Here is a 16,875-nt window from a genome sequence, read left to right as displayed (position 1 = left end):
CACCATCCAGAAAACTGGATGGTGCCTGTCACCTTTTTTAGTATTTTCGTTATATTAGAAAAGTTCTTGACAGTGAAAGGGGTTTCATTCTATAATTCTACTAAATCGGTTTACTAAATCGGTTTAGTAGTAGCGAGGCGATGAAAAATGAGAAGTGTAACTATGCAGGATGTAGCTGAAAAAGCTGGTGTTTCTAAGAGCACTGTGTCGCAGTATATTAATAGCCGCTATGAATATATGGGAGAGTCAACAAAGCTTCGCATTCAGGAAGCGATACGGGAGCTTGGTTACATACCGAACTCTGTTGCTAAAAGCCTGAAGCTGAAAAAAACATCAACAATTGGTGTGATTGTCGCCAATATTCTCCATACTTTTTCAACTGAAATTATCAGAGCCATTGAAGATGTATGTGAAGAAAACCATTTACAGTTATTCGTATGTAATGCAGATGACAATCCTGTGAAGGAACGCGAGTATATTGAGATGCTTTTAGCAAAACAGGTTGATGGTCTGATTATCTTTCCAACGGACGCCAATATGTTTTTGTATGAGCAGCTGAAACACTCCAATTTCCCGCTAGTGTTTGTAGACAGGAAACTGGAACAGCCGATATACCCTGTTTTGATGCTCGATAATGAAAAAGCTGCAGAAATTGCTATAAAGCGGCTGATTCAAAAAGGACTAACAAAGATCGGTTCTGTCTCGATGTCGATCACCCTTAATGTTTCACCAAGGATTGAACGAATTGAGGGATTTAAAAAAACATTAACGGCAAATGGTATCGTTCCAAATGATAATTGGATTGTTGCAACACACCGGACCGATATTATATCCGAACTGGAAAAAATCTGGCTTGGAGAAGACAGGCCGGAAGCATTCTTTGCGACAAATGATTTATCTCTCATAGAACTACTTAAATTTTTTAGAAAAATAAATATTCGCATTCCCCAAGATGTAAGCGTTATAGCGATTGATGATTCAGACTTTTTGGAAATTGTATCAACACCGATTACCGCAATTAAGCAGCCAACCTTCCAAATCGGCAAGGATGCGGCTGAAGCACTGCTAAACATGATAGCAGCGGAAAAATTAGAAGATTCATATGAAATAAAAAGATACACTCCGCATTTAATCGAGCGTGAATCTGTTTAAGAGTGTTAGGAGGGAAAAGTAATGCCATCACCATTTAAAGTTATGACAATAGGCGATGCAATGATCACATTTAATCCTGCTGCCAAAGGTCCTTTGCGTTTCGTGGGCAGTTTCGATCGAAAGGTAGGCGGGGCAGAGCTGAACTTTGCTATCGGGTGTGCACGGCTTGGTTTAAACAGCAAGTGGGTCAGCCGGCTTGGCAAAGATGAGTTTGGCCGGGTCATCTATAACTTCACTCGCGGTGAAGGTGTAGATGTGTCGGCAGTCGAGTTTGTTGAAGGGTACCCTACTTCGCTAAACTTCAAAGAAATCAATGAAGATGGTTCAGGAAAAACCTTTTACTACCGCTTTAAATCACCGATTTCAACATTATCACCAGAAGATATCACAGCAGACTTATTTGAAGAGGTCAGCCTCATCCATTTAACCGGTGTATTTCTTGCAATCGATAAAAATAACCTCGCTATTGCTCAAAGAATTATCGAGGTCGCTAAACAGAAAGGGATCCCAATTTCTTTTGACCCAAACATCAGACTTAAGCTTTGGACAATTGAGGAAGCCAGAAAAGCATATGAGTCAATCTTCCCCCATATAGATATCTTGTTGACAGGCCTTGACGAGATCAAGTTGATCGCAGGCAAGGATTCTGAAGAAGATTTAAAGGAGTTTGCAAGCGAATACAGCATTAAAGACCTTGTGATCAAGGATGGGGCGAATGGGTCAAAACTATTGCGCAACGGAGAGTGGGTCCACGGATCCAGCTTCAAGGTCACACCAGTCGACACGGTTGGAGCAGGAGATGGCTTTGATTCAGGTTATGTCTACGGTTGGCTTCACGGGTATTCTCCAGAAGAGCTTCTCCGTTTTGCGAACGGTGTCGGAGCACTTGTAACGACCGTTTCAGGAGATAATGAAGGCCTTCCTTATTTGGAAGAGGTAAGCGCTTTTATCAATGATGAAGCCATTATCGAGCGGTAAAGGGGTGAGACAATGGAAACTATTTCAACCGTTTTAAACGAAATGCTGGCAGTCTGCAAGAAGGTTGAACAAAAGCAGTACGCCTCATTTGTTGAATTGCTTAAAGAAAACAAACGGTTTTTCTTCACCGGCGAGGGCCGTTCCGGATTTGTTGCCAAGGCAATCGCGATGCGTTTAATGCACAGCGGCAAATCAGTTCATGTTGTCGGAGAAACAACAACACCAGCTATCAAGGAAAATGATATTTTAGTAGTGCTGTCAGGTTCTGCGAAAACTGCGCAAACGGTTAACGTATCAGAAAGCGCTTCTAAAGCAGGAGCAACAGTGTTCCTTATTACTACAAATAAAGAGGTACTTGATCATGAGGGTTGGGTTTCAGGCGGATTATTAATTCCAGCCGCGACCAAATATCGTTTGCCAAATGAGCCGAATACGATTCAGCCTCTCGGAAATCAATTTGACCAGGCGGCCCATTTGATCATGGACGCGGCCATAATTGATAGTCTGGCAGCCGAAAAATCTAACGAAGAATTAAGAAAACAGCATGCGAATCTGGAGTAGGAGGAATGGGGATGTCAACGGTTACCCTTTCACATGAAGAAGCAAAAGCATTAGTTGTTAAAAAATTAAGCGAAGCAGGATTGAACAAAGACCACGCTGAAAAGGTGGCGGAAATTCTTGTTCATGCAGACTTGCGCAACGTTAACTCACATGGGGTTCTGCGGACCGAGCATTATGTGAACCGCTTGAATGAAGGCGGTATCAATCCTAATGCAAATATTGAGTTCAACAAAACAGGCCCGGTTACCGGAGTAGTGGACGGCGATGACGGCTTTGGCCACGTAATTGGTGATGTCGCTATGAACCAGGCTATTGAGATGGCGAAGGAAAATGGCATCGGAATGATTACGGCAATCAACAGCAGCCACTGCGGAGCACTTAGCTATTTTGTTGAAAGAGCAGCTGAACAAAACCTGATTGGAATTGCCATGACCCACACGGACAAAATTGTTGTCCCATTTGGAGGCAAGGAAGCTTTCCTTGGAACCAACCCAATTGCATACGGCATTCCCGCTAAAACGAATAAACCTTTTATCTTAGACATGGCGACCTCAAACGTTGCGTTTGGTAAAATCCTTCAGTATAAGGAAGAAGGAAAGGATATCCCGCCAGGCTGGGGGGTTGATGAAAACGGTGAAACGGTTAGTGACCCATCAAAGGTCGTGTCATTGCTGCCATTTGGAGGGCCAAAAGGCTATGGCCTGTCTATGATTGTCGACATCTTCTCAGGTTTGCTGGCAGGAGCTGCTTTTGGGCCGCATGTAGCAAAAATGTATGGAGACTTAGACAAAAAGCGTAAGCTTGGACATTACTTCTGTGCTATAAACCCAGCATTTTTCACTAATGTTGATGACTTCTTGGCAGGAATGGATCAAATGATGGATGAGGTTCGTCAAGTGCCGCCAGCACCTGGATTCTCAAGTGTTATGGTACCTGGTGAAATTGAACAGAAGAATGAAGAAAGAAACCTTGAAAATGGCATCACGATTGCTTCTACTGTGCATCAATTTTTAACAAAATAAATATTAAAGGAAAAAGGGGAGAATTAATATGAAAAAAGTAAAATGGTTATCTGGTATTCTAGCTGCTAGCTTACTGCTAAGCGCTTGTGGTTCAGGAGATTCTGGCAGCTCAGACAGCGCTGGCGGAGAGCAAGAGGTAATTAAGTGGAAGTTCGGTCACCTGGCTGATGAAAACCACATCTGGCACAAAACAGCTGAAAAATATGCTGAGCTTGTTGATGAAAAAACGGATGGCGGGATTCAAATTCAAATTTACCCAAGTAACTCACTTGGCGGAGAAACAGATACAATCAATGCGATTCAATCTGGAACAGCTGATATGGTCATTTCCGGTGAAACCCTGCAAAACTGGGCTCCAAAAGCAGCCTTGATGGCAGTACCATACGCATTCCGCGACTTAGACCATGTACAATCTGTTGTTGAAGGTGAAATTGGGGAGCAAATCGAAGCTGAGATCACTGAAAAAGCTGGACTAACTCCATTGTATTACCATACTCGTGCACCGCGTAACTTGACTTCTAATAAAGAAATCAAAACGCCTGCAGATTTAAAAGGCTTCAGCATGCGTGTACCGAACGTTCCATTGTTCTTAAAAGTTTGGGAAGCTGCAGGTGCAAAGCCGCAAGTTATGGACTTTAACGAAGTATTTACAGGACTTCAGCAGGGCGTTATCGATGGTCAGGAAAACCCAGTTGACCTTATCAAGAGCGGTGGACTATATGAAGTTCAAGACTACGTAAACCGTACTGAGCATGTATATTCTTGGATTTATATCCTTGTTGGAAACAAACAGTTCGAAGCACTTAATGAAGATCAAAAGAAAGCTGTAACTGAAGCAGCTGCTGAAGCACAAGCTTTTGGTGAAGAGCTTTACAACAGTGAGATTTCACAAATTGAAGAAGACCTAAAAGCAGAAGGCATGGAGTTTGTTGATGTTGACCAGGATGCATTCCGTGAAGCAATGATCCCAGCAATTAAAGATTCTCTAAAGCCTGAGCAGTTTGAATTATATGAGCAAATTCTTGAAGTAGAGTAATCATTTTAAAAGGCACAGCTTGGCCGTCTTGGCCAGCCGTGCCTTTCCCTTAAGAAAGGAATGAAACGAATGAAAGTTCGTAAGTGGCTGGATATGCTTTTATCCATATTAACTGTTCTAAGCTTTGCCGGTGTTATCGTTGTTGTCATGATTCAGATCATGTCACGGTACTTCCCTTACACAGCCATTTGGACGGAAGAACTTACACGATATTTATTTCTTTATTCTATATGTTTTGGAGCCCCGCTGGCTTTGCTTAAAGGTGAGTTCATTAACGTGGATATGATCTTAACGAAAATGTCCCATAATTTCAGGCGTTACTATGAGATTGTTATTTACCTAGCAATCATTGGATTGAACTTAGTAATGGTTAAGGAAGGATGGGCTTTTACACTTGTCGGAAATGTCCAGACCTCAGCCACGATGCCATTCCAAATGTCTGTCATTCATGTGTCCATTTTCTTAATGAGTTTATTTTTAGTTCTATATTCAATTTTTAAAATCATTCGCCTCTTACGGGATCAAGAGGACTTTAATTCGCAAATGGGTGGTGGAGAACTATAATGGCTGCCGTACTTTTCATCTCGTTTATATTGCTCATTTTTCTAGGCGTGCCAGTAGCTTTCAGCCTTGGTTTGTCTTCCTTGGTTTACTTAATTATTGCTGAGATACCGCTTACCATTATTCCTCAAAAAATGTTTGCAGGGCTTAACTCGTTCGTCCTGCTTTGTATTCCTGGCTTTATCCTTGCAGGTAACCTAATGAACGCAGGTGGTATTACTGAGCGGATCATTCAGTTTGCGAACAATATTTTGGGTCATATTCGCGGTGGGCTGGGACTTGCTAATGTTGGTTCATCGATGGGCTTTGCCGGAATTTCGGGTACAGCACTAGCAGATACTGCGAGCATCGGTTCAGTCATGATTCCCGCTATGAAAAAAGAAGGTTATGGAGCGGGCTTTTCTGCGGCTGTAACGGCTTCATCCTCTACAGTTGGGCCGATTATTCCTCCATCCTTGCCAATGATTATTGTTGGAACGTTAGCTTCTGTTTCGATTGGAGATTTGTTTTTAGCAGGAGCGCTTCCTGGTTTATTGCTTGGGGTAGGATTAATGATTCCAACTTATATTATTTCTGTGAAACGGAATTATCCAAAAGGAACACGGAAATCACTTAAGGAAATTTGGACTAGCTTTACGGGAGCCTTCTGGGCACTGTTTATGACAGTGATCATTTTATGGGGTATCCTTGGCGGTTACTTTACACCAACAGAGGCTTCCATTATTGCTGCACTATATGCATTGGTGATTGGAATTTTTGTTTATAAAGAATTGCCAATTAGAAAGATTCCTAGTATCATGCTGTCGACTATGACAACGACTGCATCCATTATGCTGCTTGTCGGTTTTGCCAATTTGTTTGGCTGGATTATGGTCAGTGAGCAAATTCCGCAAATGGTTGCAGATGCGATTTTGGGCATTTCGTCGAACCCGATTGTTGTTATCCTGTTAATTAACTTGCTGCTGCTGTTTGTCGGAACATTCATGGAAACAATTGCAGCGCTTGTTATTTTATTCCCTGTGCTAATGCCGGTCGCATCCTCGGTAGGAATGGACCCAGTACAGTTTGGCGTTATGATGGTATTGAACCTTGTAATCGGCCTAGTAACCCCTCCAGTCGGTGTCTGTTTGTTTGTTGCTTCTCAGATTGGTAAAGTTCCAATCGGAAAAACAGCAAGAGAACTTGTGCCTTTCCTTGGGGTAAGTTTAATTGTATTAATGCTAGTGGCGTTTGTGCCACAGGTTTCACTATTTCTTCCAAGTCTATTTGAATAGGTGGTTTTAAAATGAAAGCAGTCCAAGTCCCGAAAGCGATGGAACTGGAAATTCTCGAATTAGAACAACCCGTTATAAAAAATTCCGATGATGTACTTGTAAAAGTAAAGCGAGTCGGTATTTGCGGCTCTGATATGCATATCTACCATGGTACAAACCCGCTTGCCACATATCCGAGAATCGTCGGCCATGAAGTCGCTGGCGAAGTTGTTGAAATTGGCACAAATGTAAAGAACGTAAAAGTCGGTGACCATGTGGTTGTCGAGCCGATCCGCTACTGCGGTGAATGTTATGCTTGCCGTAAAGGCCGGCCAAATGTTTGTGAATCACTGTCTGTTTTTGGTGTCCATGAAGACGGCGGAATGCGCGAATCCTTCGTTTTACCGGAAAAACAGCTTCATCCAGTTGATTCCTCGCTGGATTGGGATGAAATTGTGCTGGCTGAACCTTATACAATTGGTGCCCAGGCTGTTTGGCGGGGCGGAGTCCAGGATGGTGACACTGTATTAATTCAAGGCAGCGGTCCAATTGGGATTTGTATTTTAAAAATGGCGAAGCTTCAAGGTGCGAAGGTCATTATTACAGATTTAAAAGAAGAACGCCTTGCTTTTGCAAAGGAAAATGGAGCAGATGTTACAATTAATGCTTCAAAGGAACCTGTTGGAGACAGAGTAATGGAAATAACGGATGGGGAAGGTCCCAATGTTGTGATCGATGCGGTATGCCTGCCGTCAACTTTTGAACTTGGAGTCGAGCTTGTGTCTCCAGCCGGAACCGTTGTTGTGCTTGGCTTTGATGAGCGCCCGTCCGCAATTTCACAGCTGCCAATTACAAAAAAAGAAGTGACCATTGTAGGCTCGCGTTTACAAACCAACCAATTTGAAAAAGTTGTGTCCTTACTTAACGAGAGAAAAATCAAAGCAAATGGCTTTATATCGCATCAATTTCCGTTAGAGCAAGTAAAGGAAGCGTTTGAGTTTGTCGAAAAAAATCCGGATCAGGTTCGTAAAGCTGTTATCGTTTTTGAATAAGGAGTGATTGGATGAATATTAAAATAGAAGTTTTAAATGAATTAGTCGAATCAAAGGTAGTGGCTGTTGTCAGGGGAGCGGATGCAGATGAAGCGATCGCAATTTCTGAAGGTGCCATCAGCGGCGGATTTCGGGCGATTGAGTTAACCTATACGACTCCAGATATTGCAAAGGTATTTGAAGCATTAAAGGGATCAGATGCCGTTTTAGGCGCTGGAACAGTCCTTGATCCAGAAACAGCCCGTCATGCCATTTTAAGTGGAGCGAAGTTTGTTGTAAGCCCGCATTTCAACAAGGAAATAGCGGTATTGTGCAATCGGTACAGCGTTGCCTATTTGCCAGGCTGCATGACAATAACTGAAATCGTGACGGCTCTTGAAAGCGGCTGTGATATCGTCAAGCTATTCCCAGCCAACCGTTTTGATCCTTCCTTCATTGGTGCGGTTAATGGACCGCTGCCAAACGTTAAGGTTATGCCTACAGGCGGAGTGAATCTTAATAATGTAAATGATTGGCTCAATGCAGGGGCAGTTGCTGCTGGCATCGGAAGCGATCTAAATAAGGCCTACCGTTCAGGCGGCAAAGCAGCTGTACAAGAGCTTTGCCAAAAATATACTGATACAGTTAGCGGTGAACGATAATGAATATGACATTCCGCTGGTACGGTCGAGGCAATGACACGGTAACGCTTGAACAGGTTAAACAGATTCCCGGTGTAAAGGGTATTGTCTGGGGACTGCACCAGAAACCGGTTGGGGAGTTATGGGAAAAGGCTGAAATCGAAGCTGAAATGAAGTATATCCAGTCTTATGGCTTTCATGGTGATGTTGTTGAAAGTGTGAATATCCATGAAGCAATCAAGCTTGGCAATGAAGACAGGGACCGCTACATCGAGAACTACAAACAAACGATTCGTCATCTTGGTGAATATGGAGTTAAGGTCATTTGCTATAATTTCATGCCGATTTTTGACTGGACGCGTACCGACCTATTTAAAGAACTTCCAGATGGTTCAACTGCGCTATTTTATGAAAAAGCTAAAGTGGAAAACTTAGACCCCCAAGAGCTTGTTGATACGATTTCTTCAGCAGGTAACTTAACGCTGCCTGGCTGGGAACCGGAAAAAATGGCTCAAATTAAAGAATTGTTTGCTGCTTATGAAAATGTGACGGAAGACGATCTATGGGAGAACCTTGGTTACTTCCTTCAAGAGATTCTGCCAGTAGCGGAGCAGGCTGGGATTAAAATGGCGATTCATCCGGATGATCCGCCTTGGTCCATCTTCGGACTGCCACGCATCATGACAGGAAGAAACAGCTTAGAGAAACTCCTTGGGATATCTGATTCACCATCAAACGGTATTACATTCTGCACGGGCTCGCTTGGGGCAAATCCGGATAATGACATGGTAGCGCTCGCTGCTGAGTTTGCTGGCCGGTCACCGTTTGCACACATCCGAAACGTTAAGATTTATGAGAATGGCGACTTCATCGAAACCTCCCATTTAACCGCTGACGGATCCATTGATCTTAAAAGGGTCGTGAAGGAATTATCCGATATTCAGTATGACGGCTATGTACGCCCTGATCACGGACGTCACCTTTGGAATGAAAAATGCAGGCCTGGTTACGGATTATACGACAGAGCGTTAGGAATCATGTATTTACATGGCCTATGGGATGCTTACCAATCTTAAAAAGGAGGAATCAAGATGTTCCCAATTCATGAAAATTTAAAAGGAAAAACAGCAGTAATTACAGGCGGCAGCGGCGTTCTTTGTTCAGAAATGGCACGTGAACTGGCACGCCAAGGCGTAAACGTTGCGATTCTTAACCGTACAGCTGAAAAAGGCGAAGTGGTTGCTTCAGAAATTAAAAATGCAGGAGGGTCAGCTCTGGCTGTTGCAGCAGATGTACTTGACCGAGCTTCGCTTGAAAATGCAAGAAAGACTGTAATGGATGCATTTGGCGGAATCGATATTTTAATCAATGGTGCAGGCGGGAACCATCCCGACGCCATTACAGCAGCTGAGACCTATGATGAAAACAGTACAGGGAAATCATTCTTTGATTTGGATGAAAGTGGATTCTCTCAGGTTTTTGCTAGCAATTTTACCGGATCGTTTATGGCTAGCCAAGTTTTTGGTCAGGAGCTGCTTAAGAAGGAGGCGCCTGTTATCATCAACGTATCTTCAATGAGTGCTTACTCACCAATGACAAAGGTTCCGGCCTATAGTGCGGCTAAATCGGCAATTAACAATTTCACGATGTGGATGGCTGTTCATTTTGCAGAAACTGGTCTTCGTGTTAATGCAATTGCACCAGGATTCTTCCTGACAACTCAAAATGAAAAGCTGCTTCAGAACGAAGACGGCACACCTACTGCAAGAGCCCAAAAGATTTTGACAAACACACCGATGAAACGTTTTGGTGAACCAACCGATTTAATTGGTGCTTTGCTGTGGCTTGTTGATCCAGACTATTCCCGTTTCATAACAGGCATCACTGTTCCAGTTGATGGCGGATTTATGGCTTATTCAGGAGTTTAATAGTAATAAAGGCAAGATCCATAGGAGAATTTCCTGTGGTTTTTCCTTTTTAAAAGGGAAATCTAATTTCAGGCAAGGAGGCAATCATGAAGATACAATTGGCTTTAGACCGTCTGACAGAGGAAGCATGCTTTCATATTGTTGAAGAGACTGTAGATCAGATAGATTGGATTGAGATTGGAACTGGTGTCATTAAAGAGTACGGCATGGAGATTGTACGAAAACTGAAAAAGAAATACCCAGAAAAAACGATTGTTGCCGATATGAAAACATGCGATGCCGGGAAGCATGAAGCTATTCAGGCCTTCGAGGCAGGCGCTGATATTATTACTGTAATGGGTTTTTCATACAATGGAACCGTGACGGAAACGCTCAAGGCAGCACGGGATTACAATAAGAAGATTATGATTGATCTGCTTGGGATTACTGAGAAGGAACGGGTAGAAGAGCTTCACAAGCTTGGAGTCGATTTATTTTGTCTCCACGTTGGGAAGGACATGCAAAAGGAAGGCGGATTAGCCGACCCATCCCTCTACCAGCTAGTGGAAGGACTTGAAGGCATCCAGGTGGCAATCGCTGGGGGAATCTCTGAACAAACAATCGGAGCATTAAAAGAAACACCAGTCGACATTGCCATCGTCGGCAGCGCAATCACAGCCAGCAGCAACCCAAAAACCGCAAGCCAAAAAATAAAAGAGCTAATCTAAAAATGAAAAGGTGACAGGCACCATCCAGTTTTCTGGATGGTGCCTGTCACCTTTTATTTGCGAACTTTGATTGCGAGTTTATTGAGTGTGGCGGCTAGGTTTTCGCGTTCTTTTTCGGTGATGTTAAATTCGACTCCATATTGTTGAAGATCGTCATTTAATGTTTGTTTCCACGCCACGTTACCTTCGAAAGTAAAGGGATTCTCTAGTACTTCAAATTCAAACCGCAATAAGAAGTCCTTGGACTCTGGGATTTTTAAAGATGAGTTAAATCTTAGGCCCCCTAAGCCAATATCATCTATTTCAACCTTCGTCTTTCCAAGTCGAATAGTTTTTCCATTGATTTTAACAATCGTCATTAAGGAATCTAGTGGTTCCGGCAATTGGATCCTAAAGTATTCTCGTCTGTTTTCGGCTGGTCTCGATTCTGCTTTTAAAGCAGCTGGGAAAAGGGTTGTCCCTTTAGCAAGCATACCGGCAAAGTCATCAGCTTGTAATGGTTTACTGAACAGGAACCCTTGAATAAAGTCACATTTATTTTCAACCAGGAAAGCAGCTTCCTCAGCCGTTTCGACTCCTTCGGCAACTACCTTCATATTAAGACCGTGTGCAAGCGATAGGATTGATTTAACGATCGCTTTGTCTTCAGCGTTGGGAGTGATGCCGCTAATGAAAGAGCGATCAATTTTCAAATAGTCGGCTTTAAATTTTTTCAAATAGCCAATTGAGGAATATCCGGTTCCAAAGTCATCTAAAGAAATCGCAATGCCCATTTCTTTTAACGTGGCGATAGCTGCTAAAACCTTTTCTTCATACTGGATTAAAGAGGTTTCCGTTATTTCAAACTCAATCCATTTAGGGTCTATATTCATTTCCGCTAGTATGCTCGATACTTTGAGGGCGAGATCTCCTTTGTTAAATCGTTTCGGACTGACGTTGATGCTGATCGGAACAAGGTTAACGCCGTTTGCCTGCCATTCATTGATCTGCTTGCAAACAGAGCGTAATACCCAGTCACCAATTTCAAGGATTAAATTGCTTCCTTCTGCAATTGGAATAAATTCCCCAGGAGATAAGATTCCCCACTCCGGATGAATCCAGCGAATTAACGCTTCAGCCCCAATAATCTTAGAAGTTATTGGATCTACCTTTGGCTGGAAATGAAGCAAAAATTGTTCCTCTGTAATCGCTTTTCGCAAGTCATTTTCAAACAGGAAGGACTTATAAGTTTCAATATTAAGTGAGGGAGTGTACAGCTGCAGGTTGTTTTTTCCTGCGTCCTTGGCCCGATATAAGGCTAAATCAGCATTAGCAGTTAACTCTTTAACCGTCTGTCCATCCTGAGGAAAGAACCCAATCCCAATACTCGTTGTTATGTGCAATTCGTAGTCTTCGATCATAAATGTTTTTTCAATATCTTCAATGATATCTCCGGCGATTCGGATGGCTTCTGATTCTTCTCCATAATTGGACAGAAGAATTGCAAATTCGTCTCCGCCCAGCCTAACCAATAAATCATCCTTGGTTATGTGTGTTGCAAGCCTTTTTGACAGTGCTTTTAAAAGTTCATCCCCAATAGAATGGCCTAGTGTATCATTTACAAATTTGAAGCGATCCATATCCAAAAAAAGCAGAGCGAAGTTTTTGCCAAGCCTAATTAGATCTCTTAGCTCTTCTTCGTACATATGTCTGTTAGGCAGACCGGTTAAATAGTCATGATAGGCGTAAAAATTAATTTTCTCTTCATGCAGCTTCTGTTCATGTATATCAGTCATTAGACCATCAACCCGGATCAAATCTCCTGAAGAATCAAGAGAAGGGAAGAGCCGGTCGTCGACCCATTTAATGTTTCCGAATTTATCATAAATCCTATACTGCAGCTGTGCAGGAACACCTGAGGCTAACCCTTCAAAGTGCTTGTTGAAATTTTCTACATCATCAGGATGGATATAATCCGTCCATTTCAAGCTCATACCCAGCAGTTCGGTAGGGTGAACTCCAAATAATGGTTCCATTCCGGAGGAAGCATAAACCAACGTATTAGTACGGAAGTCGAGAGACCTTATCCCTACATCAAACGCATCTGAAATCGTTCTTAACTGCTTTTGATTCTCCATTAGCCGTTGTTCAGCCAGCTTATGTTCAGTAATATCATGGAACGTGCCAATTAATCGAGCTGCTTGTCCACTATCATCCAAAATAAAATCTGCTTTTAAGTTGATGAATCTTTCTGTGCTATCTTGACGAATAATATAAAATTCAGTAACAATCCCTGTCGCTGAAGTACAAGCTTCACTAAAGGTTTTATTCAGGCGATCCAAATCCTTTGGATGTACCATATCCAAAAAACCGTTTGTTAACTCCGCTTCCAAAGGCACACCCATTATGCGGTGTGTTTGTTCTGAGCAAAACACCTTGCCTGACTTTATGTCATATTCCCAGCTGCCGATATTGGCAACCTCCTGGGCGCGGTTCAGGCTGTTTTTCATATTTGTCAATTCACGGTTTTTGTCTTTTCTCTCGGTTATATCTTTAATAATTCCGTAAACACCAGTGATCTTGCCATCTGTATACATGGGAATGCTTGTAACGCTCAGATCAACAATGTGGCCATCTCTATGGATTGCCTGGCAATAGTAGTTTTGTGCTTTCCCCTGAGCTGCCAATGTAAAATGATAGACGACTTGTGCTAGATAATCTTCTACAACGAACTGGTGGAACGGGCCCTCAATTTCCTCCGGCAACAGTCCAATTAAACTTTCGCTATGTTTATTACAGCTTGTAATTATGCCTTCTAAATCCATGGTTATGATCGTATCCGGATGGTGTACGAATAGAGAGTGGTAGGAATCGATTTGTGCTTGGTCGGACAGAGACTGTGGAATAGTAAGAACAGCTGAACCAGTCCGCCTTGATTTAGAATTAGTCCGGTTTCTTTTGCGCGTAAGATTAAGTAAGCTCATCTATTGTCTCTCCTTTTCAACCAGGTCAGTATTTTGTTCGTTTTCTAGTAGTGATTTGAGTTGGTATTCGTTAATCAGCTTGTCTAATTTTCGGCTGGAGTTTAGCACCATAATACTATTTAATCCGTACAGGGATACCAATTGAAAAAGCTCTAACTTTTTAAGGTGAATTTGCTCTGACAATTGATTTTTATACGTATTCTGCATAGGATACTCCTCCGACCTAGTTAATTTTTATGGTTTTTACTATTCTGATAAATTGTGTTAAATAAAAAATCGAAAAAACAAAATAGGAACCGGCTCCTATTTTTCAGGGAAATCTACCTTCCTGAAAATAGGAGGCTGATAATGATATATTGTTTTCCCGTTAAATTCTACTTTTCTAATGATCTGCAAATCCGCGAGTTCTTTTAAAGAGACTTCAATCTGGTCAGGATTTTGGCCGAGTGCATCAGCGAAGTTAGGGATGGATTGAAAACTAGACTGGTTGGCTTCTAAAAGGACGAGACACTGGCTTTTTATTTGCAGGTTATGTTCATACATAATAGGGTTAGTTCCTTTGCGTTTAACTTAGTTTATGTCATTATCTTGCCTGAAAAAGAAGGATAAATAAATGAGAGTCTGTTCTCATTTTTGTTAGACAGCCTAATAGGAACAGTTTCTCATAGCACAAAAAATCTTTAGCGATTGTGCAAGGCTCCTGTGTCTAAAAATGAGAAAAAATCCAAGAACAAAAGCGCAAGCGCCCGTTAAGCGACGTATGGACTGAAGGAAACCGACTGAGATAAAGGAAACACGAAGAGCGGAAGCGATTCGATGTTGACTTATCAAAGGGAGGCGGACGAAGTACACAAGTAAGCTGGGCGCTGGAGCTGGATGTAGACAACCCTTACTATGATCCACACTGAAACTTTTATAGTTTCATAAACAACAAAAAAAGGGCTATAGCCCTTTTATAAAGTCCCATCCACTTTGATATATTTTGGCAATTGCCTGGGACCGATCCGTTACATTCATTTTCTGAAAAATGTTAGTCATATGGTTTTTGACGGTATGCTCACTAATATATAAATGACTGGCAATGTCGCGATTGTTCAGTCCCTTTACCACTAATTTCATCACTTCAGATTCACGTTTTGATAAATTTAAATCATGGCTAATTTCTGGCTGCCTTGAAACAGGGTCTGCCAATTGTATTTCTTTTACAACAATGTTTGTATGGTTTAAATAAGAAATGAATTCATTCAACAAACTGCGATTAACCGCCGTGATTTGCATGAGGTTCTCGATCTTTTCTCCTTGTTTGATGTAGGTCCAGACAAGGTGGAGCAGTTGAGCTTGAATGGATGCTGTTGGGATTGAAGGTTTATTTTCTTCTATAGAATGGTATTCCTCAATCAAGCTCAGGACAGACGGTTTTCCTATGTTCTTTTTTAAAAGGTTAATCGGATAGGCGATCAAGTAGCATGAGTCTTTCAAATCTGCTCTATTGGAAACTGGAATACTTGTACTCTCACAAAATGATTCTATTAATTTACTAGCCTTGGCAGCAAGCAGAGAATGTCCCGGTTCGATTAGCTCGACAAGCTCAACTAAAACGCCAGCTGCTGAGCTTTGCTTGCTTTCTTCCTTCATTGATCTGATAAGGTGAATGGAAATCCCACCGGCAAACGAAAGGCTATTTAGAAAGGAAAGATCCTCTTCATCGATATCTGTACCATTGCAGCCGATACTGAGGTAACCATAGCTATGATTTTGATATCGCAAGGGAATTTCATATACGGCTGCACCCCAGCCAGTAACATGCGTGGAGAGCTTATCTTCCTCGTTTATGGAGAAACGGCCGCTCACATCCTTGGAATAAGAGTCAATTTGCTCGCTCGTTAAGCCTCTTGAGACAATCTCCAGAGAATTTTTTAACGGCTGTCTGAGTATGACACTAACGAACGGACCACGAATTAGATTCATGCTCATATCTAGTAAAATAAGCAAAATTCTTTTTTCATCCTGAACAGCAGCCATAACCTGAAAGATTTCATTTAAGGTCGTTAATTTCATCAGGTTGTTGGAAGCTTTTAAACGCAAAGCTAAAGTGCTTTCCATTATTGACAGAAAAGAGGCTGCAATTGAGCCCTCCGTGTTTGTTGGCTTCGATAGCTGTTCATTTGCAGAACTCCCCCAAAATAATAAGCCGCATTGCTGTCCGCCCTTTAAAATCGGGACAGCAGCGAGGGATTTGGGGACAATTCCTTTTTGGCTAAAATAACTGATTCGGGGATCACGGTAAACCTTTTCCCAGTAGCGCTTTTTGTTAGTTGCAACAACTTGGCCTAATAGGCCTTCACCAGTGGAAAAAGTTGATCCCTTAAGGGAACTGTTCCCCGATTGGAGGATTTCTTCAATGACGAGCTGGTCGCCTTCAGTTTTTCGCGCAAAGCCAACCAAATCAACTTCCTGATTTGAATTAGAAAAGGTTTTAAGAAAAGTATTAATATCAGTATTTCCCGCCTCTATCAATTGCAAGAAGGAATCTATGCTAGCTTCCTTCCGCGACCGTTCACTTGCTGCTTTTTGTGAAGCTAACTGCTTTGAAAGGATTGCAGCCATTTTTTTTAACTTATCAATCTTGGTCTGAATTTCTTCGGCTGAGCTTTCGGGTATTTCAGCAAGAATTTCAGCCGGGGCATTTAACTCTTGTTTTAAGTATGAAATCACGGAGTCTTTTTCGGTTTTTTTTATAATCATGCCGGCAAAAATAAAATAGGTGTTAGTATTGTTGACGGTTACTGGACAAACGACTACCTTTACACCCGGAAGCGCATCATAAAGAACAGGTCCGGTTATCTTAGAAAAATTTTTGACACGCTGGCATAGGGCTTCATTGATCGATTTGTATTCGTAAACAAGATCTAACAAATTTTTGTTCCCTGTGAAATTAGTAATCATTTCGCCTATATTATCTGTTATAACCATTGTTAAATCCGTCAAATCTGAATATACGTCTTGCACGTCCTGAAAAAAATCTTGATCCGCTAAAATCAT

Annotated in this window: 16 protein-coding genes; 12 read left to right on the top strand and 4 right to left on the bottom strand. The window is 42.0% G+C overall.

Annotated features, from left to right (window positions below):
* The first annotated feature begins 147 nt into the window (after positions 1-147).
* From HRJ06_RS03720 to hxlA, 12 genes are all read left to right on the top strand, one after another.
* Positions 148-1,152 carry a LacI family DNA-binding transcriptional regulator gene (locus tag HRJ06_RS03720; protein ID WP_174729094.1) on the top strand — a complete coding sequence of 335 codons (1,005 nt, stop codon included), beginning with the start codon at positions 148-150 and terminating at the stop codon, positions 1,150-1,152.
* Between the two features lie 21 nt (positions 1,153-1,173).
* Positions 1,174-2,130 carry a sugar kinase gene (locus tag HRJ06_RS03715; protein WP_174729091.1) on the top strand — a complete coding sequence of 319 codons (957 nt, stop codon included), beginning with the start codon at positions 1,174-1,176 and terminating at the stop codon, positions 2,128-2,130.
* A gap of 12 nt (positions 2,131-2,142) precedes the next feature.
* A complete protein-coding gene (gene hxlB / locus HRJ06_RS03710; RefSeq protein ID WP_174729088.1) occupies positions 2,143-2,691 on the top strand; it encodes a 6-phospho-3-hexuloisomerase in 549 nt (182 codons plus the stop codon).
* An 11-nt stretch (positions 2,692-2,702) separates the two neighbouring features.
* A complete protein-coding gene (gene allD / locus HRJ06_RS03705) occupies positions 2,703-3,713 on the top strand; it encodes an ureidoglycolate dehydrogenase (RefSeq protein WP_174729085.1) in 1,011 nt (336 codons plus the stop codon).
* 28 nt (positions 3,714-3,741) lie between these two features.
* On the top strand, positions 3,742-4,749 hold the full coding sequence (locus tag HRJ06_RS03700; RefSeq protein WP_174729082.1) for a TRAP transporter substrate-binding protein: 1,008 nt from the start codon (positions 3,742-3,744) through the stop codon (positions 4,747-4,749).
* A gap of 69 nt (positions 4,750-4,818) precedes the next feature.
* A complete protein-coding gene (locus HRJ06_RS03695) occupies positions 4,819-5,313 on the top strand; it encodes a TRAP transporter small permease (protein ID WP_174729079.1) in 495 nt (164 codons plus the stop codon).
* The gene (locus HRJ06_RS03690) at positions 5,310-6,584 is read left to right on the top strand and encodes a TRAP transporter large permease subunit (protein ID WP_174729322.1); all 1,275 of its coding nucleotides are present in this window, start codon (positions 5,310-5,312) and stop codon (positions 6,582-6,584) included. The genes HRJ06_RS03695 and HRJ06_RS03690 overlap by 4 nt, the downstream gene beginning before the upstream one ends.
* 11 nt (positions 6,585-6,595) lie before the next feature.
* A complete protein-coding gene (locus HRJ06_RS03685; RefSeq protein ID WP_174729076.1) occupies positions 6,596-7,615 on the top strand; it encodes a zinc-binding alcohol dehydrogenase family protein in 1,020 nt (339 codons plus the stop codon).
* Positions 7,616-7,626: 11 nt separating this feature from the next.
* Positions 7,627-8,256 carry a bifunctional 2-keto-4-hydroxyglutarate aldolase/2-keto-3-deoxy-6-phosphogluconate aldolase gene (locus HRJ06_RS03680; protein WP_174729073.1) on the top strand — a complete coding sequence of 210 codons (630 nt, stop codon included), beginning with the start codon at positions 7,627-7,629 and terminating at the stop codon, positions 8,254-8,256.
* Complete coding sequence (gene uxuA, locus HRJ06_RS03675; RefSeq protein ID WP_174729070.1) at positions 8,256-9,311, top strand: mannonate dehydratase; 1,056 nt, start codon at positions 8,256-8,258, stop codon at positions 9,309-9,311. The genes HRJ06_RS03680 and uxuA overlap by 1 nt, the downstream gene beginning before the upstream one ends.
* Positions 9,312-9,326: 15 nt before the next feature.
* The gene (locus HRJ06_RS03670) at positions 9,327-10,163 is read left to right on the top strand and encodes an SDR family oxidoreductase (RefSeq protein ID WP_174729067.1); all 837 of its coding nucleotides are present in this window, start codon (positions 9,327-9,329) and stop codon (positions 10,161-10,163) included.
* 86 nt (positions 10,164-10,249) lie between these two features.
* Positions 10,250-10,870 (top strand): 3-hexulose-6-phosphate synthase, encoded by a 621-nt coding sequence (gene hxlA, locus HRJ06_RS03665; protein WP_174729064.1) that lies wholly within the window; start codon positions 10,250-10,252, stop codon positions 10,868-10,870.
* 53 nt (positions 10,871-10,923) lie between these two features.
* On the opposite strand, the gene HRJ06_RS03660 is transcribed toward hxlA, so the two are convergent.
* The 4 genes from HRJ06_RS03660 to HRJ06_RS03645 form a co-directional block, all read right to left on the bottom strand.
* The gene (locus HRJ06_RS03660) at positions 10,924-13,833 is read right to left on the bottom strand and encodes an EAL domain-containing protein (RefSeq protein WP_174729061.1); all 2,910 of its coding nucleotides are present in this window, start codon (positions 13,831-13,833) and stop codon (positions 10,924-10,926) included.
* Positions 13,834-14,040 carry an aspartyl-phosphate phosphatase Spo0E family protein gene (locus HRJ06_RS03655; RefSeq protein WP_174729058.1) on the bottom strand — a complete coding sequence of 69 codons (207 nt, stop codon included), beginning with the start codon at positions 14,038-14,040 and terminating at the stop codon, positions 13,834-13,836.
* Positions 14,041-14,136: 96 nt separating this feature from the next.
* The gene (locus tag HRJ06_RS03650) at positions 14,137-14,376 is read right to left on the bottom strand and encodes a hypothetical protein (protein ID WP_174729055.1); all 240 of its coding nucleotides are present in this window, start codon (positions 14,374-14,376) and stop codon (positions 14,137-14,139) included.
* A gap of 399 nt (positions 14,377-14,775) precedes the next feature.
* The gene (locus HRJ06_RS03645; protein WP_174729052.1) at positions 14,776-16,875 is read right to left on the bottom strand and encodes a helix-turn-helix domain-containing protein; all 2,100 of its coding nucleotides are present in this window, start codon (positions 16,873-16,875) and stop codon (positions 14,776-14,778) included.

It is taken from the genome of Mesobacillus harenae, assembly GCF_013343715.1.
GTDB lineage: Bacteria > Bacillota > Bacilli > Bacillales > Cytobacillaceae > Mesobacillus_A > Mesobacillus_A harenae.
The sequence above is the reverse complement of the archived record's forward strand: the minus strand, read 5'-3'. Positions and strand labels throughout refer to the sequence as shown.